Source organism: Azospirillum sp. B4, from assembly GCF_000333275.1.
Lineage (GTDB): Bacteria > Pseudomonadota > Alphaproteobacteria > Azospirillales > Azospirillaceae > Nitrospirillum.
On record NZ_BACU01000578.1, the window covers coordinates 1 to 23,798 of the forward strand.

Genomic DNA, 23,798 nt, shown 5'->3' on the forward strand with positions numbered 1-23,798 from the left:
TGCGCCCAGGGGACGAGGCCATCTTCGGCACCGTGCGCATCACCGCCGATCCGGACAACGAGAAGGCGGAGTACGCCGTGCTGGTGCGCAGCGACATGAAGGGCAAGGGCCTGGGCTATCTGCTGATGACCCGCATCCTGGATTACGCCCGCACCCGGGGCATCCGCGAAGTGTTCGGCGAGGTGCTGCGCGAGAACGTCACCATGCTGCAGATGTGCCGCGACCTGGGCTTCAAGCAGACCGACTATCCCGACGACCCCGGCATCGTGGAAGTGCACTACACCTTCGGCTGAAGACTCGGCGGTACCCAGGGATCAAGGCGGGCGGGACAGTAATTATATAAAATTGTCGGTATTTAGACTCGCGATGCGCCCGGGAAGACTCCCCCTTCTCCACCGCATGGCTGACGGCTTCTTTACGTCCTTGGTGCGTATTGACTTATCCACAGCCAGGGCGTTGAGTCGTTTGCATGATTGTCCCGCCCACCACCGCCCAGGCCGTGCCGACCCCGGCACTGACGCCGCAGCAGCAGACGCCGACGCAGAACCCGTCGTTCCTGGCGGCTGTCGCGGGTGCGCAGGGTTCCGCCAAGCCGGTGGCGACGCAGACGTCGGTGGCGGCCCAGCCCACCGGCAAGTCGGAAGGCAGCCGCGACAACAAGAGCGGCACCGACACCGGCCAAGCCCACGACACCGGCGCCAACGCCGTCCGCGCCCGCAGCAGCGGCCATCCCTGGCGCGGCCAACTGGTGGACGTAACGGTTTAGGTGTTCCCTTCAGGCGCCGGGCGCGGACTAAAGGCACTCTCTTGCGGCACTTGATGCGCCGTCACACATCGATATCGATCATCACCGGCACGTGGTCGGACGGCTTCGGCCCCCAGCCGCGCGCCTCGCGCAGTACGGTGTAGCCCAGCAGGCGCGGCACCAGCGCCGGGGTGACCCAGATGTGGTCCAGGGCGCGGCCCCGGTCGGACAGGCCCCAGTCGGCGGAGCGGTAGGACCACACGTGTAGAGCTTTTCCGAGGCGGGCAGGAAGTGGCGCACGGCGTCCACCCAATCGCCGGCCCGGCGCATCGCCTCCATCTTCTCCACCTCGATGGGGGTGTGGGAGATGACGTTCAGCAGCGCGCGATGGGACCAGACGTCGTTTTCCAACGGCGCGATGTTCAGGTCGCCCACCAGGATGCGCGGCTTGGCCCGGTCCTCCAACGCTTCGCCCCAGGCCGCCAGTTCATCCAGGAAGCGCAGCTTGTGCCGGAACTTGTCGTTCAGGTCCGGGTCGGGGATGTCGCCGCCGGCGGGGATGTAGAAGTTGTGCAGCTCGATCCCACCCGGCAATTCCGCCTGGACGTGGCGGCAGTCCTGCCGCTCGCACCACAGGGTGCCGCCCGTGCCGCTGAGCGGCAGGCGGGAGAGGATGGCGACGCCGTTATAGCTTTTCATCCCCCGGACATGGGCGTGGACATAGCCCCGGTCGGCCAAGGCCTTCAGCGGGAAGGCGTCGTCGATGACCTTGGTTTCCTGCAGACAGAGGACATCGGGGCCGTAATCGTCGACCAGGCGCAAGACCATGTCCAGGCGCAGCCGCACCGAGTTGATGTTCCAGGTGACGATGCGCATCAGGCGTCCATGGGGCTGAAGGGATAACCCCCGCTGCATACGGTCAGCGGCGGCCCCGCGTCAAACATCAAGCGACGGCGCCGGCAGGTGGACAGGAGGCCGGGATAGGTTGCGCGCAATGGAATCCACGCCTACCCTGCCATCCCCCAATACCCGTCCCCCAAGGAAAGCAGAGCCTGCGCATGAGCGTTTACGACATTCCCCTGACGCGCCTGGATGGCACGTCGGCCAGCCTGGGCGACTACCGCGGGCAGGTGCTTCTGGTCGTCAACGTCGCGTCCAAGTGCGGGCTGACGCCGCAGTACGCCGGCCTGACCGCCCTGTACGACCGGCTGGAATCCCAAGGTTTCCAGGTCCTGGCCTTCCCCTGCAACGATTTCGCGGGGCAGGAGCCGGGCAGCGCCGAGGAGATCCAGGAGTTCTGCGAGCGCAACTACGGCGTCCGCTTCCCGGTCTTTTCGAAGCTGCACGCCAACGGGGAGGAACGGCACCCGCTGTACCAGGCGCTGATCGCGGCCCAGCCCAAGGCCCAGACCAAGGAGGGCGGCACGCTGCTGGACCGCCTGAGCCAGCGCGGCCTGGGGCCGAAGCATGAGACGGACGTGCTGTGGAATTTCGAGAAGTTCCTGGTGGCCCGTGACGGCCAGGTCATCGCCCGCTTCGCGCCCGACGTGACGCCGGACGACCCGGCCCTGGTCGGGGCCATCGAAAAAGCGCTGGGCTGATACGGGCGCCAGCATCCGCTGGCTTGGCTATCCTCGCTCCGCTCCTGCGGTGCTCGCTCCGGCGGCCGCGGTCGCGGCCTACAGGGCATGAGCCAGAGGCCCATGCCGCTGGCCTAGCCGCGCCGGGAGGCCCGGGTCCGCACGGCGTCGCCGAAGGCCTTGAACAGGGCGACCGACGCCGGGTCCTCCCAGTAGCGCCATTCCGGGTGCCATTGCACCGCCAACGCGAAGGTGGCGCCTTCCACGCGCACGGCCTCGATCAGGCCATCGGGCGCCACCGCCTCCACCGCCAGGCTGGGGGCCAGCCGGTCGATACCTTGCTGGTGCAGGGAGTTGACGGTCATGCGCTCCCGCCCGGTGATGCCGGCCATCAGGCCGCCGGGGGTCAGGTCCACGGCGTGGGCGCCGCCGTACTGCACTTCCAGCGGCTGGGACTCGTCATCCCTATGGTCCATCAGGCCCGGCACGTCCTGCACCTTCTGGTGCAGGGTGCCGCCCAGGGCGACGTTCAGTTCCTGCAGGCCGCGGCAAATGGCGAAGATGGGCAGGTCGGCGGCCAGCGCCGCCTGGAACAGCGGGAAGGTGGTGGCATCGCGCGCCACGTCATGCAGGGTGCCGGGCTCCGACATCGGGCCGTCGTAGCGGTCGGGGTGGACGTTGCTGGGGCTGCCGGTGAACAGCAGGCCATCCAGGCGCGCCACCACCTCCGCCGCGTCGTATCGGTCGCCCAGGGCGGGCAGCAGCACGGCCAGGGCGTCGGCCCCGTCCGACACCGCGCGCACATACTTGTCGCCCACCACATGGAAGGGGTGGCGACCCACGGTGCGGTAGTCGCAGGACACGCCGACGACAGGCAGACCCACTCGGGGCTGGCCACGGGATTGGCTGATCATCGCTGAAGCCCTCCTCGGAAGGCCGCCGGCAAGGGCTCAGTCGCGTTCCTTGCGGCGGCTGGGGTCGCGGAAATAGAATTGGTCGTCGGCTAGGCTGACGCCCGTCTGGGGGTCCAGCAGCGCCACCTCCGTCGTGGCACCCTGGGCGTCCAGCACCCGCCACTTGCGCAGGCCGAAGGGCTGTTCCTGGAACATCAGCGTCAGCCGGCCCAGGCCGGGATCCTTGGTCTGGACCAGCGTCACCTCCAGCACCCCGGCGCTGTCCTCCATCGAGGTGACGGTGACGTCGCCCGACAGGTGCAGGTCCGGCCGCAGGATGAAGTCGGCCATCGTGCTGCCGATGGGGGCGTTGGACTGTTCCTTGGCCTCGGCATCCCAGAAATAGACGAAGTGGCCGTCGGCCACGATGAAGTTCTTGTTGGGCGGGTCGTAGTCGATCCGCATCTTGCCCGGCCGCTTCAGCTGGAAGGTGCCGCGCACCAGGCTGCCGTCCGGGTTCACCTGCTGGAAGGCGGACTTCAGGGTCTGGATGCCGTTCAGGTAGGTCTCCACCTGCTTCAGCTTGCCCTTGTCCTCCTCGGTGAACTGGCTGGGGGGTTTGGCGGCCGCCGGCTGGATCAGGGCCAGAGGGGCGGCGGCGAGCGCCACGAGGGCGGCGAGGGCGGTGCGGCGGATCATGATGCTTTCAGGATAGACCGCGCTTTAAGGCGGAATTTTGGTGGCGATACAAGGCGTTGGAAAATCGGACCGAGAGGGGAGGGGGCGTACGCGCCCCCGTACCCAGCTCCCTTGCCGATGTACGTGCCTTAGAGCGGGATGCGATCAGGTGAGTCCACCTGATCGCGTTCCGCTCTAATTCACGCGCTCATGGTCATCAATGTTGCGCGCCAACACCTCGCGCTTGCCAACGTGGTTGGCGCGGCTGACCACGCCCTCCTGCTCCATGCGCTCGATCAGGCGGGCGGCGCTGTTGTAGCCGATGCGCAGGTGGCGCTGGATGAAGCTGGTGCTGGCCTTGCCCTCGCGGCAGACCACGGCCACCGCCTGGTCGTAGAGGTCGTCGCCGGAGCTGGAATTGCCACCCGAACCGCCGCCGGAGCCGCCGTCGTCGTCGAACGGGCTGGCCTCGTCCTCCTCCGTCACCGCGTCGACGTAGTTGGGCTCGCCCTGCGCCTTCAGGAACTTCACCACCTCCTCCACCTCCTGGTCGCGGACGAAGGGCCCGTGGACGCGGGTGATGCGGCCGCCACCGGCCATGTAGAGCATGTCGCCCTGGCCCAGCAGCTGTTCGGCGCCCTGTTCGCCCAGGATGGTGCGGCTGTCGATCTTGGAGGTGACCTGGAAGCTGATGCGGGTGGGGAAGTTGGCCTTGATGGTGCCGGTGATGACGTCCACCGAGGGACGTTGTGTCGCCATGATGATATGGATACCGGCGGCGCGCGCCATCTGGGCCAGGCGCTGGATGGCGGCCTCGATATCCTTGCCGGCCACCAGCATCAGGTCGGCCATCTCATCCACGATGACGACGATGTAGGGCAGTTCCGTCAGGTCGATGGGCTGGTCCTCGAACACCGGCTTGCCGGTGTCGGGGTCGAAGCCCGTCTGGATACGGCGGGTCAGCGTCTCGCCGTTCTGCCGGGCCTCGCGCAGGCGGATGTTGTAGCCGTCGATGTTGCGCACGCCCAGCTTGGACATGGCGCGGTAGCGGTCCTCCATCTCCCGCACCGTCCACTTCAGGGCCACGACCGCCTTCTTGGGATCGGTCACCACCGGCGCCAGCAGGTGGGGGATCCCCTCATAGATGGACAGTTCCAGCATCTTGGGATCGACCATGATGAAGCGGCACTTCTCCGGCGGCAGCCGGTAGAGCAACGACAGGATCATGGTGTTGATGGCCACCGACTTGCCAGAACCGGTGGTGCCGGCCACCAGCAGGTGGGGCATGCTGGCCAGATCGGCGATGACCGGCTGGCCGCCGATGTCCTTGCCCAGCACCAGGGCCAGCTTGTGCTGCGCCCGGTCGTAGGTCTCCGCCTCCAGCAATTCGCGCAGGTAGACGGTCTCACGCTTGGCGTTGGGCAGCTCCACGCCGATAACGTTGCGGCCGGGCACCACGGCCACGCGCACCGACACCGCGCTCATGGACCGGGCGATGTCGTCAGCCAGGCCGATGACGCGGGACGATTTGGTGCCCGGCGCCGGTTCCAGCTCATAAAGGGTGACCACGGGGCCGGGGTGGACCTTGCCGATCTCCCCCTTCACGCCAAAGTCGTCCAGCACGCCTTCCAGCAGCTGGGCGTTCTGGCGCAGGCCTTCCTCGTTCACGCCGGGGCTGCGCACCGACAGGTCGGGCAGTTGCAGCAGCTCCACCGGCGGCAGTTCATAGTCGCTGGGGCCATCGGGTTCCAGGTCCAGGCTGGGCTGGACGGCCGCCGGCGCCTTGCGGGCGATCTCCACCGGCTTGGCCTTGGGCGGCACCACCGTGGCCAGCGGGCGGCGGGGGGCGGCCCCGCCCTCCACATCCAGCTCACCGGCGCGCGGCGGCTCGCGGTCGCCCAGCCGGTCCCCAGGGCGGTCCCCAGGCCGGTCGAGAGGGGGGATGGACAGGCTGGGTTCGCGCCGGGTGCCGTCGCCAAAGCCGGGCTCCCGCCGGGGCGCCGGGGCCGGACGCTCCCGCGCCGACAGGCCCTTCAGCCGGTCCGTCAGCCCGCCGGCCAACCCGTTGGCCAGACCGCCCAAACCGCCAATGCCGCCACCCAGGGCGGACCCGGCGGCCGCGCGCAGGCGGCTGGCCAGGCCGGCGGGCCGCGCGTCCTCCTCCACATGGTCGTCATAACCCTCGTCTTCCGGCTCGTCATACACCGGTTGCGGCGGACGGCGGACGGCGGCGGGGGCCGGCTTGGGCAAGGGGCGCCACTGGCCGATGCGGCGCAGGGTGGCGTAGGTGGCGCCCACGGCGGCGAAGGCCTGGTAGAAGGGCACGCCCAGGGCCACGACGATCAGCGCCATGGTGGCCAAGGCCATGACCATGCCGAGCAGCACCGGGCTGCTCCACCCCAGGTGGGTGGTGAGGAAACCGTCGATCAGGGTGACGAAGACGCGGCCGACATTGCCACCGGCCCCGCCCCCCAGGGGGGCGGAGATGCCGCCCAGGGAGACGCCGGCCAGGATGACGGCGATCAGGCCGCGGGCCAGGCGCCCGGCCCAGAAGCTGGGCGGATCGTGGCGCAGGATGCGCACGCCCCAGCCGGCGATGATGACCGCCAGCAGGTAGGATGCCAGGCCGAAGCACTGCACCAGCACGTCGGCGGTGTAGGAGCCGATGGCACCCGCCACGTTGTGCACCACCGTATGGGGCCCGGCCGTGTTCAGGGAGGGGTCGTTCGGGTCGTAGCTGAACAGGATGGCGCCCAGCGCCAGCGCCAGCAGCACGACGCACAGGCCGCCCACCTCCGTCGCGCGACGCATCAGGAACTGCGAGGCGCCATCCGGCAGCAGGCTGCCGCGCCGGCGCTTGCCCGGGCCGGTGGGTCCGGAACCGGAGGACAGGGGATCGCGGTTGCCCCGGGAACCGGGGCTGGATGCAAGGCGGGTCGTCATGGGCCGTCGCTCGTTCCTGAAAACTTACGGGCTGTGAAACTTACGGACTGGAAAAGCGGAAGGGAAACGGCGCCGATGCCGGCGGGGCACGGGGCCGATCCCAGGGTTAAACGCGGTATCAGGCAACTTTATGTCAGGCCGACAAACAACATCGCCGTGGGCCGGGTCATGCCGGCACCGGTCATCCCAACACCCGGGCGATGGTCTCACAGGCGCGGGCCACCGTTTCCGTGTCGTGCACCAGGGCCACGCGGATGAAGGGCTGGCCGGCGTTGCCGCCGTCCGCCGCCGACCGGGTGAAATAGGCGCCGGGCAGCACGCGCAAGCCCGCCTCGCGCCACAGGGCGCGGGTCGCGGCCTCGCCGTCACCCACCTCCAGCCACAGGAAGAAGCCGCCGGCCGGGCGATAGAAGCCATAGCGGCCGCCCAGCGCCGCCTCGGCGGCGTCGATCTTCAGGCGGTAGAGGTTGCGGTTCTCCTCCACATGCGTGTCGTCGCCCCACAGGGCGGCCGCCGCAGCCAGCGCCGGCAGGGCGTTGCCCGCCAGGGCATAGCTGCGCATGTGGGTGAAGGCCCTGATCAGCGCCGGGTCGCCGGCAATGAAGCCGGAGCGCAGGCCGGCGGCGCTGGACCGCTTGGACAGGGAATTGAAGACCAGCAGGTTGGCCGTGCCCTGGCCCGGCTTTTCGGCTTCCAGGGCCAGGGCCGCCTGGAAGGCGCCGGGCGGCGGCGCCTTGTCCCACAGTTCCGAATAGCATTCGTCCATGGCCAGGACGAAGCCGTGGGCGCGGGCCAGCGCGATGGCCTTCTTCAGATAGGCCAGGTCCGCCACCACACCCTGCGGGTTGGACGGCGTGCATAGATACATCAGGGCCGTGCGGGCCAGCAGGTCGGGCGACAGGGCGTCCAGGTCGGGCAGGAAACCCGTCTCCCGCGTCGCCGGCATGAACACCGGTTCCGCGCCGGCCAGTGCCGCCGCCCCCTCGTACACGGCGTAGAAGGGATTGGGGATCAGCACGGCGGGCCGGCGCCCGTCCTTCTGCTGCGGCGTGGCCAGCAGCGCCACCTGGAACAGCGCCTCACGCGTGCCGGTGGCGGGCAGGATGCCCTCGTCGGCATCGACGAAGTCCGCTGGCAGGCCGTAGCGGCGGCACAGCCAGCCGTGAACGGCCGCGCGGAAGGCGGCGGTGCCGTTGGTGGGCGGGTACTTGGACCAGTCGGCCAGCGGGGCGGCGGCCAGCACCTGGCCCAGCAGGGCCGGCGGTTCATGCTGCGGTTCCCCGATGGACAGCATCAGGGGCGCCCCATTGCTGCGCGGCGTCACATCCGCCAGCAGCGTCCGTAGCCGGCTGAAGGGATAATCGGACAGGGTGTCCAGGCGGTCGTTCAGGATGGGGGCCCGGGCGGGGACCGTGACCGGAGTCGCCGTGACGGAAAGCCGGGGGTCAGCCGCCAGTTTCATGGGAAAAATCGTATCCGGGCCATATCGGGAAGAGGACCCGATAGTAGCCGTCGCACCCCGCCCGCACAAGCGCCGCAGCGCCACCGCCCCGCCGGCCGGTCCGCCGAAAAGCGCCCTAGAATCCGCTAATTGCCACTAAACGCTTAGAAATCCGGTGAAAAGAAATCGGGTGACAAGGCGGGCGCCGGCTTTCGCCCGTCACAGGGCCGGGCGCCCCCGTTCGCCGGTTCGGATGCGCACCGCCTCGGCGATGTTCATGACGAAGATCTTGCCGTCGCCGATGCGGCCGGTGTTGGCGGTCGCCTGTATGGCCTCCACCACGCTTTCCATCTGGTCGTCGGGCACCGCCACCTCGATCTTCACCTTGGGCAGGAAGTTCATGGCGTATTCGGCACCCCGGTAGATCTCCGTCCGGCCCTGCTGCCGGCCGCAGCCGCGCACCTCGCTGACCGTCACGCCCACATGCCCCATGTCCGCCAACGTCTCACGCACTTCATCCAGCTTGAACGGTTTCAGCACCGCCACCACGAGCTTCATCGGCATTCCTCAAACGCCAGGGACCGGGCGCCCCCGGGGCCGTCTTCGCGACCCCCTGGGCGGGGGCGGAAGACCGGCGGGGCGTTTCTGGGCCCCGTGGTCTTCAAGAAGCGTGCCGCGGTCACACGATTGTCGTGGACCATCCGAAAGAGTGGCGGCGGCGGTGGGCCCCCATCGGTAAAGGCTGCGGCTTTTCGCCGCTTTTCCGCGCAGCCGATGGCGGCGGATTGCCCTGTCCACGGTTAACAGCCCACAAAGTGGCGGCAATTGCATAAAATATAGGCAGTGCAGACCCAAGGATCGATCATATGCGCGGCACTGGACAAGCGCCGATGGGGTCGCGATGCTGCGCCTTGGAGTTTCCCCTGCTGCCAAGGCGCGCCCATGTCCAGTGTAGCCCCCATCCCCACCCCCGATGCCGATCTGGTCGCCGATGTCGCCATCGTCGGCGGCGGCCTGGCGGGCCTGTCGCTGGCGGCGGCCCTGGGCACGGCCGGCGTGCGCACCATCTGCATCGACCGCGACAGCCCGGCACACCAGCTGGGCGCCACCTTCGATGGACGCACCACCGCCATTTCCCATGGCAGCATGAAGATCCTGGAGGGCGCGGGGGTGTGGGCCCACCTGAACGGCGACGCCGGTCCCATCCTGGACATCCGCGTCACCGACCAGAACCGGCCGACCTTCCTGCACTATGACCACCGCGAGGTTGGCGACCAGCCCTTCGGCTATATCGTGGAGAACATCGTGCTGCGCCGGGCGCAGTTCGCCCGGCTGGCGGAACTGCCGTCCGTCACCCACCTGGCGCCGGTGGAGGTGACGGCGCTGGACCGTGGCCCGGCCGTGGCCACCATCACCCTGGCGGACGGCCGGCGGGTGCGGGCCCGCCTGGTGGTGGGCGCCGACGGCCGGGGCAGCCTGTGCCGCAAGGACGCCGGCATCAGGCTGTCGGGATGGAAGTACGATCAGACGGCCATCGCCGTGACGGTGGAGCATGAATTCCCCCACCACGGCGTGGCGGTCGAGATGTTCCTGCCCAGCGGGCCCTTCGCCATGCTGCCGCTGACCGGCAATCGCACCTCCATCGTCTGGTCCGACACGGACGCGGCGGTGCCCCACTACATGGCCCTGGACGACGACGCCTTCACCAAGGAACTGCAGGCCCGCATCGGCGACTGGCTGGGCGCCGTGCGGCCGGTGGGCGGCCGCTACAGCTATCCCCTGTCGCTGCAGCACGCCGAGCGCTACATCGACCGCCGGCTGGCCCTGGTCAGCGAGACCATCCACGCCATGCACCCCATCGCGGGGCAGGGCCTGAACATGGGCCTGCGGGATCTGGCGGCCCTGGCGGAGGTCATCGTCGACGCCTGGCGCCTGGGCCTGGATGTGGGCGGGCAGGCGACGCTGGAGCGGTACCAGCGCTGGCGCCGGTTCGATAATGTCAGCCTGCTGGGCGTGACCGACGGCCTGACCCGCCTGTTCTCCAACGACATCGCCCCGCTGAAGGTGGCGCGCGGCCTGGGCCTGGCCGCCGTGAACTCCGCCCCCCTGATGCCGCTGAAGAAGCTGTTCATGCGCCACGCCATGGGCGTCGTCGGCGAACTGCCCCGCCTGGTGCGCGGCGAGCGGCTGTAAGAACGAAGCGCGATGACATCCGAGAAGAAAACCGCTTCCAGCTGAAGACGGTGGAACACATCATTGGCTTCAAGCCTGGCACCATTGGCTTCAAGCCTGGCACCGGCGGCGTCAGCTATCTGGTGAAGGTGCTGGAGCTGAAGTTCTTTCCGGATCTGTTCAGTGTCCGGACCAGCCTCTGATCACCGGACCCGGCCCATGCCGCCCCGCCACCATGGAATTCCGACCGCCAATGTCGCGGCCAAGCTGATCATCACGGTTTTGATCACTTATCCCTTGGGCAGGCTTCTGTACGGGATGGGCGGCGCCCTTCACGCGGCCGTCATGGGGGAGTCGAAGGTGGCGCTCCTGATGATGTTCATCGCCTTCAATCTCATGGTTGTCGTGCCGCTGGGCGGCGGCTTCGCGCCGGGGATCGGCGGAAGCGGCATGGGTGTCAACCTCTATCCCTGGATAACGCCCACAGCGATCGTGGTGTTCTTCATCCTAACCAAAGGCTGGCGCTGGTTCAGACGCTGAGCCTCCGAAGCCGGGCTCAAGGCCCCGGCGGCGACACCGGGGATACCTTGTCCACCCGGCCGCCACTGACGTGGACGATCATGGACACAGGACTGGAACCGTCCGGCGGTGACACCGGAACGCCCAGGGACAGGCTGTAGGTGTCGGGAACCTGAATCTCCTCGCCGGGGCCGGGTGGTTCGTTGATGAAGCCGATCCTCATCAGGCGGATGCCCGCCGTCCCGGCGATGCGCCGGACCTCCTCCCCTGTCATGCCGACCTGGATGTACTGACGGATCCGGCTGAGGGTCTGGTACGCCTCCTCCCGCGTTCTGGGCGGCTGCCGGCCCGCCGCGCGGGATAGCCAGATGCTCTGGTGGCCGAAGACGGCTTCCAGGAGGATGACGGCGACGCATGCGATGAGGGGCAGGTAGCGCTTCACGTCACAGCCGACCGTTCATGGAAGCGCGCTTCCTTCCACATCCCGCTGTCCATGATATCCACCAAGTGGTCCACGGCGTCCCAGACGTAGCCGTAGGTCGGCGTCGCAGCCGTTGAAGCCCACCACCCGTGACAGGCGCGGGCGCGGGGCAGAGCGCCCAGGGAATTGCCGTCCAGGTAGATGATGTCGGCGGCAGGTCGAAGGCGTCACGGGTTGCGGCCCCCGGGCCCTGGGCGTCCAGTGCCCGCGTTGCGTCACGTGTCCAGGCCATGGCCGGCATGCCTCCCCAAAGCGTGAGGCCCGACCATAGCCAAGCGGCCCGGCCGGCACCAACGGTTTGAGCGGCCCCGCGTATCCCGGGGATTTGTTGCCAGGGGCCGACACATTGGATGAGAATGCGCCGCCACCAAGGCCCGGGCGTACGGGGCGCGGGACAACGGGACCTGATGCATGGGGGCCTGATTTATGGGGACAGGAATGGGAACGACGACCGACCGCCGCACCGGGCGCCGGGTTCTGGCTTGGCTGGGCGGCATCGCCGGCGTGGCGGTGGTGGGCATCGTGGGCGCCGGCGCCTGGTCGGCCTGGAGCCTGAACGCCAGCCTGCCCCAGCTGGAGGGGACAGCGGCCATCCCCGGCCTGGGCGCCCCCGTGACGGTGGAGCGGGATGAGAACGGCGTGCCCACCCTGACCGGCCCCGATCGCGCCAGCCTGATCTATGCCCTGGGTTTCCTGCACGCGCAGGAACGCTATTTCCAGATGGACCTGCTACGCCGCACCGCCGCCGGCGAACTGTCGGAGTTGATCGGCCCGGCGACCGTGAAGATGGACACGCCCCACCGCCTGCACCGCTTCCGCGCCCGCGCCAAGGCGGCGGTGGACCGGGCCGGGCCGGAAGAGCATGCCATGCTGGCCGCCTACGCCGCCGGCGTGAACAGCGGCCTGGGCGCCTTGCGCCGCGCGCCTTTCGAATACACCCTGCTGCGCCAGCCCCCCAAGCCCTGGGCGCTGGAGGACACGCTGCTGGTCGTGGACGCCATGTATTTCGACCTCCAGTCCTCCGACGGGTGGGATGAGCAGCGCCTGGCCCTGGCCATCGACCAGTTGGGCCCCGCCATGGCCAACTTCCTCTACCCCAAGGGGACGGAGCTGGACGCGCCGCTGGACGGCAGCACGCTGCCGGAGCCGCCCATGCCGGAAAGCTATACCCCCGCCGTGAAGATGGGCCAGGCGCCGCCGCAGCAAGAGTCGCTGGCCCGCGGCAGCAACAACTGGGCGGTGGGTGGCGGCCTGACCGGCACGGGCGCCGCCATGGTGGCCAACGACATGCACCTGGGCCTGCGCACGCCCAACACCTGGTACCGCGCCCGCCTGGTGGTGAAGCCCGCCGGCGCCGACGCCCCCACGCAGGACCTGATCGGCGTCACCCTGCCGGGCAATCCGCTGATCGTGGTCGGCAGCAACAGGCATGTCGCCTGGGGTTACACCGACGCCTATGTCGACACGGGCGACGTCGTGGTGCTGGATCCGGTGGACGGCGACCCCGACCGCTACAAGAGCCCCGATGGCCCGAAGACCCTGGTGAAGCATCTGGAGCCGCTGTGCCCCACCAGCTGCCCCAGCCTGATGGTGGAGGACAGCGACTGGGGCCCGGTGGTGGGCACGGACCCCCAGGGGCGCAAGCTGGCCTACCGCTGGGTGGCCCACGACGTGGGGGCGGAGGTGATGACCGCCGGCGCCGCCTTGGAGCAGGCGGGATCGGTGGATGAGGCGGTGGCCATCGCCCACCGCCTGCCCATCCCCAACGAGAACATGATGGTGGCCGACACCAAGGGCAACATCGCCTGGACGGTGGTGGGCCTGGTGCCCCGCCGTTTCGGCCATGACGGCACGCTGCCGACCTCATGGGCGGACGGCAAGGCCGGGTGGAACGGCTATCTGTCGCCGGCGGAGGTGCCGGTCATCGCCAACCCCGCCAACGGCCGTTTGTGGACGGCCAACACCCGCGTGGTGGGCGGCGACGCCCTGGCCAAGCTGGGTTTCGGCGGCTATGCCCTGGGTGGCCGCGCCGGCCAGATCCGCGACGACCTGCTGGCCAAGGACAGCTTCACCGAAAAGGATCTGCTGGCCATCCAGTTGGACGACCGCGCCCCGCTGCTGGACTTCTGGCAGCGCCTGATGCTGCAGGCGTTGGGGGAGAGGGTCGGCGACCCGGCGCTGGCGGCCCTGGTGGCCCCGGTGGAAAGCTGGGGCGGTCGCGCCGCCATCCCGTCCGTTGGCTATCGCCTGGTGCGCACCTTCCGCGGCGCCGTGGTGGACCGCCTGTATCAGGCCTACACCGCCCCCCTGGCCGGCCCCGCCGGCACCCATGCCAACGACCTGATCTCCCAACAGGCGGAAGGGCCGGCCCGCCGCCTGCTGACCGCCAAGCTGCCGGGGCTGGTGCCGCCGGGATACAAGAGCTGGGACGCCCTGCTGGACGCCGCGCTGAAGGACGTGCGCGACCGCATCACCCAGAGCGGCGGCGACATCGCCCACTTCACCTGGGGTGAACGCAACCGCCTGGCCATCCGACACCCCCTGTCCAACGTGGCACCGGTGCTCAGCCCCTATCTGGACCCGCCGTCGGAACCGGTGCCGGGCGACCTGTACCAGCCCCGCGTCACCGCGCCCGCCTTCGGCGCTTCGGAACGGCTGGTGGTGTCGCCCGGGCATGAGGACACCGGCCTGTTCCACATGCCCACGGGCCAGAGCGGCCACCCGCTGTCGCCCTACTACAACAAGGGGCATGAGGATTGGGTGCAGGGCCGGCCCACGCCCCTGCTGCCCGGCCCCACCCGGTGGCGCATGACCCTGGAGCCGGCCAGGGCCCCGTGACGCCCGGGGCAAATCCTGCCGGCACGCCCCCGGGAAGCCGGCAGGATTTGCCGGCCACGGACGCCATCACTTCTGCCTATGACGCACTAATGCATTGATTCGTCTGCGATCAGTGCCTGGCCTGCCCCATGCTTGGATGTTCCGCGGTTCAATCTGCGGGGTGCCTGCATCATGGATGGTGGCGTTGTTTCCGGCCTGACTTCGACCGATTCCGCCCTGGAGGCGCCCAGTGGCTCCTTCGCCCGGGCCTACCAGGAGGCGCACGCCGATGCCGGCATCCAACGCCTGGCGGTGACGCCGGTCCTGGAGATGATGGACCTGACGGGCGATCCGGACGCCCTGGACACCTACCTGGCCCTGGCCCACGCCGACCTGACGCTCAGCGCCGACAACATCGACCGGCTGAAGGGCAACCTGCACCTGGTGTTCCTGTTCCGCGACTTCCGCCACCGCCTGGGAGCCGCCATGGGGCGGATGAAGGACACGGGCTCCGGCCCCTTCGCCGCCCTGCCGTCGTGGATGAGCGCGCAGCACCGTTTCGGCCTGTTGCGCACCGCCGGCTGCCTGGGCCTGAACCGTGAACTGGACGCCTGGATGGCCGACCTGGACGCCCGCGGGGCCACCCGGGGGGAGACGCGCGGCGCGCCGGAGGCCCCCATCGCCTGCCCCTTCGGCCGCATGGCCCGGGCCGCCAGCCGTTTCTTCAAGGGCTCCGCCCTGTACCAACGCGCCGACCATTCGGTGCTGAGCATCGCCAAGACCGGCAGCAACACGGCCCTCCACGTGTGCTGGAGCCTGGTGGAGGCGGCCTATCACCTGGGCGTGGACCTGCCGCCGGCGGAATGGCGCGCCATGCTGTGGCGGTCGCGCAAGGAGATCGCCACGCTGGCCTCCGGCAGCCTGGGCATGATCGTCGCCTTCCTGGAGGCGGCCCATCTGCACCCCCATGGCGACTCGGCCGTGAACCCCACCACGCACGAAGGGTCGCCCTTCCGCCTGGTGGGCGAGGGGCCGGACCGCCGCCTGGATCTGCGGCTGGACGGCATCCACCCCGTGACCACCGGCCACGACCGGCTGTTCACCGGCTGCCCCGCCTTCCACGTCAGCGGCATGATCGACACCTACCTGTCCTGGGTGCTGGACATCGCCCTTCACCATGGCCTGAACCGCCAGCCGGCGGCGGTCACGGTGCCGCATCCCGCCTTCCTCAACACCCTGGGCGCCGGCCGCCTGGCGGCGCAGCCGGTGGCGGCCGCCCCGTCGCGCGATCCCTGAGCTTGATCAGCGCCGGCTGACGGGGTAAGGCCTGGGACCAAGCGTGGCGCCACCGGTGCGGCGCCACCCCTCAGGACCCATGCCCCCATGAAGCCAGAAGACATCCAGGCGCGCGTGCTGTACCGCGACGCGCTGATGCTGATCATCGACAAGCCGGCGGGCCTGCCCGTGCACGCCGGCCCCGGCGGCGGCGACAACCTGGAACGCCATTTCGACGCCCTGCGCTTCGGCCTGCCGCGCGCGCCCACCCTGGCCCACCGCCTGGACCGCGACACCAGCGGCTGCCTGGTGCTGGGCCGCCACCCCAAGGCGCTGCGCAAGCTGGGCAAGCTGTTCCAGGAGGGCCGCGTGTCCAAGACCTACTGGGCGGTGGTGGCGGGGTCGCCCCCGGCGGAGGAAGGCCGCATCGAGGCCGCCCTGTTCAAGCGCACCAACAGGAACGGCTGGAAGATGGAGGTGGTGCCCGACGGCACGCCGGACGCCCAAGCCAGCGTCACCGACTACAGGGTGCGGGGCCGGGCGGAGACGCCGGACGGCCCCATCACCTGGGTGGAGCTGAACCCCCGCACCGGCCGCACCCACCAGATCCGCGTGCACATGGCCCATGTCGGCTGCCCCCTGCTGGGCGATCCGGCCTATGGCGGGCCCGCCGGCGCCCTGCACCTGCATTCGCGCGGCATCGTCCTGCCCCTCTATCCCAGCCGCGACCCCGTGGGCGCCGAGGCCCCCGTCCCCGCCCACCTGCGCGCGGCGCTGAAGCGCTGCGGCTGGACGGGGGAGTAGGCATCACAGGTTTTGCGGGTTGCCGATATTGCAACTCTCTAATGTTCCTGATATGTTCTGACTTCGATAAAGCCACCCTCGGAGTCGGAAATGGATTTGCCTGTCTTGAGGAAGTTCACCCTCGCCGGCCCCGGCGGCGACGGACGCCATGCCTATCTCAATGACCAGGGCGCCTTCATTGGCGCCGCCGTACCTCTGTTGGAACGGGATATCGGCGGCCGATGGTGGGCACGGGATCGCCGGGTGCTGGCGCATCTGTTCGCCAAGGGCTATGGCCATGCCCGGGATATGGAACGGCGGATGCGGCAGCTGGACCGCGTCGCCCATGCCTTGAACAGGGGCGAACCGGCTCTGGCCAGTATTTCCCTGGTCCATGCGGCCCTTCCGCCCCTGGCGGACGAGGAAGCCGCCTGGGCCATGGCGGAGAGCGACACGCTGCTGAAAGGCGGATGGGAAGACCAACCGCGCGTGCCTGAGGGAAACCCGGAGGGTGGTGAGTGGACCAGCAACGGCGAGAGTGCGAGCCCTGGCGAACCGTCGAAGAAGGACCCGCCCCGCGCGGTGCGCGCAAACAAGCAGGGTCACAAGGTGGTCGTCATTGAGAGCAGCGATGGTTCCACCGAAACCCGTAGTGGCGGCGATCGATCCTGGCGCAACAACAACCCCGGCAATATTGGCTATAAACCCAAGGACGGTGAAAAATCCTTCGCTCGCAGGCATGGCGCCATAGGAAGCGACGGCGAACGGGCCATTTTTCCAGACGAAGCGACCGGTGTAGCGGCTCAAAAAGCCCTTCTACTGGGACAATACGGCGATGGCACCCTGGATGAGATGATCGGCCATTGGGCAGATCCGAAAAAAGACGACGTGCCCGCCTACAGGGCGCGGATACGCCTTTGGACTGGGTTATCGGGCAAAGAAAAAATCAAGGATCTCACAGATGAACAACTCACCGCTGTCATGGCCGCCCAACGCCGCCAAGAAGGATGGACCATGGGAACCGTGTCCAGAAAGGGGCGCTGATCATGCGCGGCGTATTCATAGTCATTCTGTCGGTGGCGGCCTTGCTGGCCGCCACCGCTAACGGTAAGCAAAGTGAATGCCTGGACTATCACCCTAAAATAGTCACCCTTACAGGCCGAATCTCGGAACATTCATTTCATTCGGATCCTGGCAATCCCGATGATCGCCTGGAAACCTACTTGTTTCTCGAACTGCCTCACCCGATTTGCGTGCGCGCCAACGGCCGTGACGAGAATGATGACGCTTACGAAGCGGCCGAGAAAAATCTAAAGAGATTGCAGCTTATAGTCCCCTATTATCCCAAAGGCAGGATCGGTCAGCAAATGACACTCACCGGAACTTTGGAACATGCACAGCTGGGCAATCAACATACGAAGGTTTTACTTTACATAGAAGCCTTCCCTGATGCGGAGCGATGAAGCAAGCTGCACGGTAACTTGCCCGGCTGTCTCTCACAGCCAGAGCGGATCAATCGGGAAGCGGGTGCGGACGACCTTGCCCTCCGGTTGGGCGAGCATCCAGGTTCGCCACGCCTGGAAATAGGCGCCGGCGTAGTGGGCGTCCAGGGCGGCCTGATCCTCGAACACCTCCCAGATATAATAGACCCCGGGTTCGTCCTTGGCCGCCGCGAAGTCGAAGCGGCGGCAGCCGGGCTCCGCGCGGGTGCCGGTGACATTCACCGCTTGCAGGGCCAGCGCCTGCTCCCGCAATTCGGGCGCGACTTCCAGGCGGATCAACTGGGCGATCATCGGGCTTCCTTCATAGAGTGGGCTTGGCCACCATCAGCCACAGGACGCCCAGCACGGCGGCGAAGGCGGGAAAGCCGAAGGCGAACCATACACGGAACAGGCGGAAGTAGGCCGGCGGCAGCGGCTGACCCGTCCGCACGGCCGCCCGCGCTAGGTCGCGCATGCGGATCTGCATCCACACCACGGGCAGCCAGAAGGCGCCGGTAATGAGATACAGGATGAGGCTGAGACCGATCCAACCGCTGAACAGCGGATAACCCGCCAAATGGGCCAGCGTGGCGCCGGTGATGGGCTGGGCCACCACGGCCGACGCGGTGAAAAGGGTGTCGGCCACCACCACGACGTGGGCGGTGTGGGCGATGACGGCGGCATCGCGGGCGCGATGGGCCATCAGCATGAAAAAGGCGATGCCGGCCCCGGTGCCGAACAGCACGGCGGCACCGATGACGTGGGCCACCTTCACGCAGCTATAGATATCCATCAGCGTTCATCCAGCAAGGCCAGGGCGGCCAGCGCCAGCAGGGCGGCGGGCAGGGTCTTGAGGAATGGCCCCATGGGATCCAGCCACAGGTCGGGCCGCCACAGCGTGCCGCCCACCATGTACGCGGCCGAGACCAGGACCATGCCCACCAGCGCCGTCTTTGCCCACCGGCGGGAAACGACGCCGATGCCCAGCGCCAGATCGGCCGTGGAACCCAGAAGCACCGCCAGCGTGGCGGGCCCCGGCGCCATCCCCGCCGTTGTCAGCACGGCGGCCGCCTGCGGCACGCGGCAGAAGCCGATGAGGCCGGACAGTCCCCAGAAAAATGATAGCATTGCCAGCATCGCTGGCTTCATGAAGTAGCTTTTGGCGAACCATCGTTCCTGAACCCCGGCGGGATACGCGGCCAGCATGTCCATCAGCGACTGGGGCTTCAGCCCCAGTTCCCGCTCCATGGCCTGGCCGTCGCCGGCGATGCCGCCGCGCAGCTGATCCAGGGTGGCGGTGCGCAGGGGGCTGCGCCAGCCGGCCCAGGCCAGGGCGTCGGCCCCCCTGGCCGCCAACCGGGCCACACCGGCCGGAACCCGCCACAGGGGTGCTGGCGCCAGGCCCAGCCATCGCCGCAGGGTGACCACCAGGTCGGCCAGGCTCACCGGCTGGTCATGCACCAGGTCGATGGCGCGCCGGGGCGGGGTGTCCGGCCGAATGGCCATGGCCACCGCCCGCGCCACGTCGGTCGCCGCCACCACCTGGACGGTGGCATCGGCATGGACCACCGGCAGCGCCAGGGGAAAGGCGGCCAGCCCGCGCAGCAGGGCGCTGCCGCCATAGGCCGCGGGCGCCAGCACCAGGCCGGGGCGAAGGATCATCCAATCCAGATCGCCGGCGCGCAGCAAATCCTCGGTGGCCAGCTTGGTGTCGTTGAAGCGGTCGCCTTGGGTGCCCAGGCCGCGATGGGCGGCGACACCGGCGGCGGAAATATGGACCAGGCGCCGTACGCCCGCCTGTACGCACGCGTCCACCAGGCGGGCCACGCCATCGCGGTGCACGGCGGCCAGGTTGTCGCGCGGCCCGTCCTGCAAGGCGCCGGCGCAGTTCACCACCGCGTCGACCTCCGCCAGGAGGGGCAGCCAGTCCCGGACCATCGCCGTGGCCAGGTCGATGCGCGCCCAGCGCACCTGGGGCAGGCGCTGGGCGGCCGCCGCGATCTCGCGGCCGGCGCCGGTGACGGCGTGCCCTTCGGCCAGCAGCCGCGCCACGACGTAACCGCCGATCAGACCATAGGCCCCGATGACCAGGACGCGCATGCCCCATTCCCCCGCCGGCCCGCCCCTTCAGGCGATGAACCGGTCCCGTTCTTCCGCACGGGGAAGGTAGCAGACGTCCCGCTTCCCAAACCAGCGCAGGCGGTTGCGCGCCACCACACCGTACAGCGCGTCGCGCACTGGCCGGGGCAGCAGCCAGCCAACGGTCATCAACGATCGACTTGCCCGACCGTATTACCGGGCGGGAATTGAAGGGACGCTAGATCCCCAGCCAGCGCAGCCCGCCCGGCAAATCCCCCACGGCGTAGTCCACCTGCAGCACCCGGCGGTGCCGGGGCCGCGTGGCGGCGTCGGAGGCGTGCAGGATCAGGGTGGCGTAGAGCCAGATGTCGCCGGCCTCCGCCAGACAGGCCACCTGGCCACAGCGGCGCACGGCGCCGGGAATGTCGGCCACCGCCACCCGGCCCAGGCGATGGGACCCCGGCGCCACCAGCAGGGGGGCGTTGTCCGGCCCTACCGCATCCAGGTGGACGCGCAGGGTGATCATGCCGGCCAGCAGGTCGGCCGGCGGCGCCACGTGGATCAGGCCGTCCTTCATGCTCCACGGGCACGCTCCACGGGCCATAGCCAGGCACATCCATCCGCGCCGCCACCGCGATGGTGCGGTCCTGGTGCCAGCCCAGCACCCAGCTGGCCCAGCGCCCAGTTGTTGGCGGCGCTCTTGTCGAACAGGAGGACCCGCACCGGCCGGGCGGCCGGACCCAGGATGGAGGCGGCCAGGCCGCCCACCGGGCCGGCGGCATCCAGGAAGGTGCCCAGCCCGGCGACGTCCCGCAGGCGCACCCCGGCGCGGTCGGCGGGGGTCGTGTCCAGTGTCCGCGCCAGCTGGTCCAGGTCGGTGGGCGACAGGGCGGCCGGATACCGCTGGGCACCATCGCGGGCGAAGGTCAGGGCCGGAACGTCGCTCACGGGGCGCCCGCTTTGATCACGCCCCCTGGGGCCAGGCGCAGCAGCGTGCCGTTGTGGTCCTCCGTCACCAGCACGCTGCCATCGGCCAGGCGCGCCAGGGAGACGGGCGCCCCCTGCGGATGGTCGCCGGTGACGGCGTCCCAGCCGAAGACGATGTCCTTGGCCGCGCCGGTGGGGCGGCCCTGGGCGTCGATGGGCAAGGCGACGACACGATGCCCGGTGTCGCGATAGCCGTGCAGGGTGATCAGCAGGGTCCCCGCCAGGCCGGGCAGCGGGCCCTCGGCATAGGGCAGCAGGCCCAGAGGGGCGGCGTGGGCCGGCAGCAGCAGGGTGGGGGCCTGCCGGGCCCGGCAATCGGCCGCCGTGTAGCCGCCGCGGTACTCCGGGCTGGGCACGCCCTGGTCATAGCAATAGGGCCAGCCGTAGTCCGCGCCTTCCTTCAGGGTCAGGTAGAGGTCGTGCGGCAAGTCTTCATCCGCCAGCGCCGGATCGGCGTCGGCGATGTTGTCCCGGGCGTTGGTGGCGGTGACCACCTGGTTGCCGGGTAGCACCGCCAGCGCCATGGCGTTGCGCAGGCCCTGGGCGTAAGGCCGCAGGCCGGCGACGTTCACGGGGATGGCACCGGGCGTCACATGCAGGATGACACCCCGGGGGGCGGCGCCCACCGTTTCGGGGCAGGGCGCATCGGCCTGGGGCGGCGTGTCCTCGCCCTTCTTGCCGCCGGGGGTTTCGCAATGGTCGGTGCCGGAGCCGACATTGACGAACAGCGATCCGTCCGGCGCCAACGCCATGGCCGCCAGGGGGTGAAGGCCACCGCGCGGCAGCCCCGTCACCACGTCGCGCTGGCTGGCCGCCACGTCGGCGGCGTTGGGGTCCAGGGAAACGATGCGGCCCAGCACGCTCATGTACAGGCGGCCGCCAGGGGCCGGGGCCAGGGCGTTGGGCTCATCCAGGCCGGTCAGCAGCACCTCTGGTGCCGCCCGGCCATCGTCCTTCAGGCGCAGCAGGCGGCCATGGTTGTGGCGCCAGCCCCCGCCCAGGTCCACGACATAGACGTCATGGCCCAGCACAGTCACCCCCCGGGCAAAGCCCAGCTGGCTGGAGACCAATCCCACGCACAGGCCAGGCGCCGTCTTCAGGGCCACCGCCGGAAAGCCATCGCATCGCCCCTGGGTCGCGTAGCCGACATGCACCCGGCCCGTTGCCGGCGGCGATCCCACCAGCGAGACCAGCGCAAGCACCCCCAGCACCCCGGCACCGATCAGGCGGTACGCTTCACGGATACGCCCGACAGGCATCCCGCCCTCCCACTTCCCGTTGCCACGGCAAGGACATGGGGTGGAAGCGGTCAATCGGCCAGCGTCGGCGATACGGGTGATGCCGGTTGGGCGGCGGGCGAGCGTTGTTCGGCCCAATACAGCAGGGCGTCCAGCGCCGGGCACAGCGCCTGTCCCCAATCGGTCAGGCCATATTCCACCTTCGGCGGCACCTGGTGATGAACGATGCGGCGGACGATGCCGTCACCTTCCATCTGGCGCAGCTGCTGGATCAGCATCTTCTGGGAGATGCCCGGCAGCGCGCGCTCCAGGTCGGAGAAACGCAGCAGCCGGCCACCGAACAGATGGAAAAGGATGAGCAGTTTCCACCGGCCCTCCAGCATCCGAAACGCCTGCTCCACCCCCTCGGCGGCCGTCAGCGCCGTGTATTCGACTCGGCTCATCCCGCATCTCCTCCATACTTACCAAAAGGTATGTACCTTACTTTTTTGTCCGTTCTTGTGGTTTGGTAAGCCTATGGACACCTTTCCTTCAGCGCAACCGTCGTCGGTGGCGCCTATGAGAAAGGATGAACCCATGCCTCTTACCCTTCCATCCCCCATCGCCGCGTTCTTCGCGGCCGAAAGCCGCGATGGCGGCGCCGTCGCCGCCTGCTTCACCGACCAAGGCGTGGTCATGGACGAAGGCCACACCCACGTCGGCCACGCCGCCATCGCCGCCTGGAAGACGGCGGCCAGCAGCCAATACGATTACACCAGCACGCCCGTCGCCCTGGCCTCCGACGCGGATGGTCGCATCGTCGTCACCAGCCACGTGATCGGCAATTTCCCCGGCAGTCCCGTGGACCTGCGCTACGCCTTCGTCCTGGCGGGCGACAAGATCGCCCGGCTGGAGATCGCGCCATGAGCTTCGATCTGGGATTGGCGGGGTGGCGGGCGCTGGTGACCGGCGGCACCAAGGGCGTAGGCGCCGCCGTCGTCGCGACCTTGCGGCGGAACGGCGCCACGGTGATGACGACGGCCCGGTCGCTGCCCCCGGCGCCGGAGGACGGCGTGCTGTATGTCGCGGCCGACGTGGGGACGGCGGAGGGCTGCGCCACGGTGGCCCAGACGGCCCTGGCCCGGCTGGGCGGGGTCGACATCCTGGTCAACGTCGTGGGCGGGTCCACGGCGCCCGGGGGCGGTTACGCGGCCCTGGATGACGCCACCTGGGCGGCGGAGTTGAACCTGAACCTGATGGCCGCCGTACGCCTGGACCGGGCCTTGCTGCCCGGGATGATCGCCCGGGGCGCCGGCGTCATCATCCACGTCACCTCCATCCAGCACGTGCTGCCGCTGCCGGAATCGACCACGGCCTACGCCGCCGCGAAGGCGGCGCTGTCCACCTACAGCAAGAGCCTGTCGAAGGAGGTGACGCCCCAGGGGGTGCGCGTGGTGCGGGTTTCCCCCGGCTGGGTGGAGACGGAGGCCGCCGTGGCCCTGGCCCAGCGTCTGGCCGAAAACGCGGGCACGGATTATGAGGGCGGCAAAGCCATCATCATGCGATCGCTGGGGGGTATACCCCTGGGCCGGCCGGCAAAACCGCAAGAGGTGGCGGACCTGATCGCCTTCCTCGCCTCATCCCGCGCCGGCGCCATCAGCGGCACGGAATACGTCATCGACGGCGGCACGGTACCGACCGCCTGAG

27 protein-coding genes and 1 pseudogene are annotated in these 23,798 nt (G+C 69.1%); 13 read left to right on the forward strand and 15 right to left on the reverse strand.

What is annotated here, in order from left to right; all coding sequences use genetic code 11:
- Together I55_RS25975 and I55_RS25980 are read left to right on the forward strand one after the other, a co-directional pair.
- On the forward strand, positions 1-293 hold a 293-nt coding region (locus tag I55_RS25975; RefSeq protein WP_044563630.1), incomplete at its 5' end, for a GNAT family N-acetyltransferase.
- Between the two features lie 176 nt (positions 294-469).
- On the forward strand, positions 470-766 hold the full coding sequence (locus tag I55_RS25980; protein WP_044563631.1) for a hypothetical protein: 297 nt from the start codon (positions 470-472) through the stop codon (positions 764-766).
- A gap of 61 nt (positions 767-827) precedes the next feature.
- On the opposite strand, the pseudogene I55_RS25985 reads toward I55_RS25980, so the two are convergent.
- Positions 828-1,621: pseudogene (locus I55_RS25985) on the reverse strand (exodeoxyribonuclease III).
- Between the two features lie 182 nt (positions 1,622-1,803).
- Here I55_RS25985 and I55_RS25990 point away from each other — a divergent pair.
- Entirely contained in the window at positions 1,804-2,346 is a 543-nt protein-coding gene (locus I55_RS25990) for a glutathione peroxidase (protein ID WP_044563632.1), read from the forward strand.
- A gap of 113 nt (positions 2,347-2,459) precedes the next feature.
- Here I55_RS25990 and I55_RS25995 read toward each other — a convergent pair whose 3' ends face one another.
- The 5 genes from I55_RS25995 to I55_RS26015 form a co-directional block, all read right to left on the reverse strand.
- Positions 2,460-3,239: a gamma-glutamyl-gamma-aminobutyrate hydrolase family protein gene (locus tag I55_RS25995; RefSeq protein WP_044563633.1), complete on the reverse strand. Its 780-nt coding sequence runs from the start codon at positions 3,237-3,239 to the stop codon at positions 2,460-2,462.
- Positions 3,240-3,275: 36 nt separating this feature from the next.
- Complete coding sequence (locus I55_RS26000; protein WP_044563634.1) at positions 3,276-3,917, reverse strand: outer membrane lipoprotein carrier protein LolA; 642 nt, start codon at positions 3,915-3,917, stop codon at positions 3,276-3,278.
- A gap of 174 nt (positions 3,918-4,091) precedes the next feature.
- Positions 4,092-6,839, reverse strand: a complete 2,748-nt coding sequence (locus I55_RS26005) for a DNA translocase FtsK (protein ID WP_085940116.1) — start codon at positions 6,837-6,839, stop codon at positions 4,092-4,094.
- Between the two features lie 181 nt (positions 6,840-7,020).
- Positions 7,021-8,301 (reverse strand): aminotransferase class I/II-fold pyridoxal phosphate-dependent enzyme, encoded by a 1,281-nt coding sequence (locus tag I55_RS26010; protein ID WP_083901444.1) that lies wholly within the window; start codon positions 8,299-8,301, stop codon positions 7,021-7,023.
- 198 nt (positions 8,302-8,499) lie between these two features.
- Positions 8,500-8,838, reverse strand: a complete 339-nt coding sequence (locus I55_RS26015) for a P-II family nitrogen regulator (protein ID WP_044563635.1) — start codon at positions 8,836-8,838, stop codon at positions 8,500-8,502.
- Positions 8,839-9,222: 384 nt separating this feature from the next.
- On the opposite strand from I55_RS26015, the gene I55_RS26020 reads away from it, so the two are divergent.
- Genes I55_RS26020 through I55_RS26025 form a run of 3 tightly spaced genes read left to right on the forward strand, consistent with a single transcriptional unit; the run spans position 9,223 to position 10,992 of the window.
- Positions 9,223-10,473 carry a UbiH/UbiF/VisC/COQ6 family ubiquinone biosynthesis hydroxylase gene (locus I55_RS26020; protein ID WP_044563636.1) on the forward strand — a complete coding sequence of 417 codons (1,251 nt, stop codon included), beginning with the start codon at positions 9,223-9,225 and terminating at the stop codon, positions 10,471-10,473.
- Between the two features lie 50 nt (positions 10,474-10,523).
- Entirely contained in the window at positions 10,524-10,655 is a 132-nt protein-coding gene (locus I55_RS39165) for a hypothetical protein (RefSeq protein WP_286364321.1), read from the forward strand.
- 16 nt (positions 10,656-10,671) lie between these two features.
- Positions 10,672-10,992 carry a hypothetical protein gene (locus tag I55_RS26025; protein WP_044563637.1) on the forward strand — a complete coding sequence of 107 codons (321 nt, stop codon included), beginning with the start codon at positions 10,672-10,674 and terminating at the stop codon, positions 10,990-10,992.
- Between the two features lie 16 nt (positions 10,993-11,008).
- Here the strand turns inward: I55_RS26025 and I55_RS26030 are convergent, their stop codons facing one another.
- Entirely contained in the window at positions 11,009-11,413 is a 405-nt protein-coding gene (locus I55_RS26030) for a hypothetical protein (RefSeq protein ID WP_044563638.1), read from the reverse strand.
- Positions 11,414-11,890: 477 nt separating this feature from the next.
- Between I55_RS26030 and I55_RS26035 the strand changes: the two genes are divergently transcribed.
- The 5 genes from I55_RS26035 (at position 11,891) to I55_RS36335 (ending at position 17,790) form a co-directional block, all read left to right on the forward strand.
- Positions 11,891-14,290 carry a penicillin acylase family protein gene (locus I55_RS26035; protein ID WP_044563639.1) on the forward strand — a complete coding sequence of 800 codons (2,400 nt, stop codon included), beginning with the start codon at positions 11,891-11,893 and terminating at the stop codon, positions 14,288-14,290.
- A 171-nt stretch (positions 14,291-14,461) separates the two neighbouring features.
- Positions 14,462-15,565: a hypothetical protein gene (locus I55_RS26040; RefSeq protein ID WP_148293962.1), complete on the forward strand. Its 1,104-nt coding sequence runs from the start codon at positions 14,462-14,464 to the stop codon at positions 15,563-15,565.
- 87 nt (positions 15,566-15,652) lie between these two features.
- A complete protein-coding gene (locus I55_RS26045) occupies positions 15,653-16,348 on the forward strand; it encodes an RluA family pseudouridine synthase (protein WP_044563641.1) in 696 nt (231 codons plus the stop codon).
- 90 nt (positions 16,349-16,438) lie between these two features.
- Complete coding sequence (locus I55_RS26050; RefSeq protein WP_148293963.1) at positions 16,439-17,371, forward strand: hypothetical protein; 933 nt, start codon at positions 16,439-16,441, stop codon at positions 17,369-17,371.
- A 2-nt stretch (positions 17,372-17,373) separates the two neighbouring features.
- Positions 17,374-17,790 carry a hypothetical protein gene (locus I55_RS36335; RefSeq protein WP_148293964.1) on the forward strand — a complete coding sequence of 139 codons (417 nt, stop codon included), beginning with the start codon at positions 17,374-17,376 and terminating at the stop codon, positions 17,788-17,790.
- Positions 17,791-17,823: 33 nt separating this feature from the next.
- Here the strand turns inward: I55_RS36335 and I55_RS26055 are convergent, their stop codons facing one another.
- Genes I55_RS26055 through I55_RS26080 form a run of 8 tightly spaced genes read right to left on the reverse strand, consistent with a single transcriptional unit; the run spans position 17,824 to position 22,555 of the window.
- Positions 17,824-18,120 carry a putative quinol monooxygenase gene (locus I55_RS26055; RefSeq protein WP_044563643.1) on the reverse strand — a complete coding sequence of 99 codons (297 nt, stop codon included), beginning with the start codon at positions 18,118-18,120 and terminating at the stop codon, positions 17,824-17,826.
- Positions 18,121-18,130: 10 nt separating this feature from the next.
- Complete coding sequence (locus tag I55_RS26060; protein ID WP_044563644.1) at positions 18,131-18,601, reverse strand: DUF2269 domain-containing protein; 471 nt, start codon at positions 18,599-18,601, stop codon at positions 18,131-18,133.
- Positions 18,601-19,908, reverse strand: coding sequence for an SDR family oxidoreductase (locus I55_RS26065; RefSeq protein ID WP_044563645.1), 1,308 nt, complete (start codon positions 19,906-19,908; stop codon positions 18,601-18,603). The genes I55_RS26060 and I55_RS26065 overlap by 1 nt, the downstream gene beginning before the upstream one ends.
- Before the next feature lie 27 nt (positions 19,909-19,935).
- Positions 19,936-20,076, reverse strand: a complete 141-nt coding sequence (locus I55_RS37390) for a hypothetical protein (protein ID WP_159107276.1) — start codon at positions 20,074-20,076, stop codon at positions 19,936-19,938.
- 49 nt (positions 20,077-20,125) lie between these two features.
- Positions 20,126-20,464, reverse strand: coding sequence for a phytanoyl-CoA dioxygenase family protein (locus I55_RS37880; protein ID WP_252181322.1), 339 nt, complete (start codon positions 20,462-20,464; stop codon positions 20,126-20,128).
- Positions 20,461-20,835, reverse strand: a complete 375-nt coding sequence (locus I55_RS37885; protein WP_199902731.1) for a hypothetical protein — start codon at positions 20,833-20,835, stop codon at positions 20,461-20,463. The genes I55_RS37880 and I55_RS37885 overlap by 4 nt, the downstream gene beginning before the upstream one ends.
- Positions 20,832-22,133 carry a sorbosone dehydrogenase family protein gene (locus I55_RS26075; RefSeq protein WP_085940117.1) on the reverse strand — a complete coding sequence of 434 codons (1,302 nt, stop codon included), beginning with the start codon at positions 22,131-22,133 and terminating at the stop codon, positions 20,832-20,834. Before I55_RS26075 ends, I55_RS37885 begins: the two co-directional genes overlap by 4 nt.
- 50 nt (positions 22,134-22,183) lie before the next feature.
- The gene (locus I55_RS26080; protein ID WP_044563646.1) at positions 22,184-22,555 is read right to left on the reverse strand and encodes a helix-turn-helix domain-containing protein; all 372 of its coding nucleotides are present in this window, start codon (positions 22,553-22,555) and stop codon (positions 22,184-22,186) included.
- A gap of 133 nt (positions 22,556-22,688) precedes the next feature.
- On the opposite strand from I55_RS26080, the gene I55_RS26085 reads away from it, so the two are divergent.
- Both I55_RS26085 and I55_RS26090 read left to right on the forward strand, forming a co-directional pair.
- On the forward strand, positions 22,689-23,018 hold the full coding sequence (locus I55_RS26085; RefSeq protein WP_044563647.1) for a nuclear transport factor 2 family protein: 330 nt from the start codon (positions 22,689-22,691) through the stop codon (positions 23,016-23,018).
- Positions 23,015-23,797 carry an SDR family oxidoreductase gene (locus I55_RS26090; protein WP_044563648.1) on the forward strand — a complete coding sequence of 261 codons (783 nt, stop codon included), beginning with the start codon at positions 23,015-23,017 and terminating at the stop codon, positions 23,795-23,797. The genes I55_RS26085 and I55_RS26090 overlap by 4 nt, the downstream gene beginning before the upstream one ends.
- The last annotated feature ends 1 nt before the right edge of the window (position 23,798 follow it).

Coding starts and splice junctions, on each gene's coding strand:
- I55_RS26065 (WP_044563645.1), bottom strand. CDS start 19,908: ATGCGCGTCCTGGTCATCGGGGCCTATGGTCTGATCGGCGGTTACGTC.
- I55_RS26060 (WP_044563644.1), bottom strand. CDS start 18,601: ATGGATATCTATAGCTGCGTGAAGGTGGCCCACGTCATCGGTGCCGCC.
- I55_RS37880 (WP_252181322.1), bottom strand. CDS start 20,464: ATGAAGGACGGCCTGATCCACGTGGCGCCGCCGGCCGACCTGCTGGCC.
- I55_RS25995 (WP_044563633.1), bottom strand. CDS start 3,239: ATGATCAGCCAATCCCGTGGCCAGCCCCGAGTGGGTCTGCCTGTCGTC.
- I55_RS36335 (WP_148293964.1), top strand. CDS start 17,374: ATGCGCGGCGTATTCATAGTCATTCTGTCGGTGGCGGCCTTGCTGGCC.
- I55_RS26045 (WP_044563641.1), top strand. CDS start 15,653: ATGAAGCCAGAAGACATCCAGGCGCGCGTGCTGTACCGCGACGCGCTG.
- I55_RS26010 (WP_083901444.1), bottom strand. CDS start 8,301: ATGAAACTGGCGGCTGACCCCCGGCTTTCCGTCACGGCGACTCCGGTC.
- I55_RS26020 (WP_044563636.1), top strand. CDS start 9,223: ATGTCCAGTGTAGCCCCCATCCCCACCCCCGATGCCGATCTGGTCGCC.
- I55_RS26075 (WP_085940117.1), bottom strand. CDS start 22,133: ATGCCTGTCGGGCGTATCCGTGAAGCGTACCGCCTGATCGGTGCCGGG.
- I55_RS26090 (WP_044563648.1), top strand. CDS start 23,015: ATGAGCTTCGATCTGGGATTGGCGGGGTGGCGGGCGCTGGTGACCGGC.
- I55_RS26050 (WP_148293963.1), top strand. CDS start 16,439: ATGGATTTGCCTGTCTTGAGGAAGTTCACCCTCGCCGGCCCCGGCGGC.
- I55_RS26000 (WP_044563634.1), bottom strand. CDS start 3,917: ATGATCCGCCGCACCGCCCTCGCCGCCCTCGTGGCGCTCGCCGCCGCC.
- I55_RS26085 (WP_044563647.1), top strand. CDS start 22,689: ATGCCTCTTACCCTTCCATCCCCCATCGCCGCGTTCTTCGCGGCCGAA.
- I55_RS26080 (WP_044563646.1), bottom strand. CDS start 22,555: ATGAGCCGAGTCGAATACACGGCGCTGACGGCCGCCGAGGGGGTGGAG.
- I55_RS26005 (WP_085940116.1), bottom strand. CDS start 6,839: ATGACGACCCGCCTTGCATCCAGCCCCGGTTCCCGGGGCAACCGCGAT.
- I55_RS26035 (WP_044563639.1), top strand. CDS start 11,891: ATGGGAACGACGACCGACCGCCGCACCGGGCGCCGGGTTCTGGCTTGG.
- I55_RS37390 (WP_159107276.1), bottom strand. CDS start 20,076: ATGACCGTTGGCTGGCTGCTGCCCCGGCCAGTGCGCGACGCGCTGTAC.
- I55_RS26015 (WP_044563635.1), bottom strand. CDS start 8,838: ATGAAGCTCGTGGTGGCGGTGCTGAAACCGTTCAAGCTGGATGAAGTG.
- I55_RS26040 (WP_148293962.1), top strand. CDS start 14,462: ATGGATGGTGGCGTTGTTTCCGGCCTGACTTCGACCGATTCCGCCCTG.
- I55_RS26055 (WP_044563643.1), bottom strand. CDS start 18,120: ATGATCGCCCAGTTGATCCGCCTGGAAGTCGCGCCCGAATTGCGGGAG.
- I55_RS25980 (WP_044563631.1), top strand. CDS start 470: ATGATTGTCCCGCCCACCACCGCCCAGGCCGTGCCGACCCCGGCACTG.
- I55_RS25990 (WP_044563632.1), top strand. CDS start 1,804: ATGAGCGTTTACGACATTCCCCTGACGCGCCTGGATGGCACGTCGGCC.
- I55_RS26025 (WP_044563637.1), top strand. CDS start 10,672: ATGCCGCCCCGCCACCATGGAATTCCGACCGCCAATGTCGCGGCCAAG.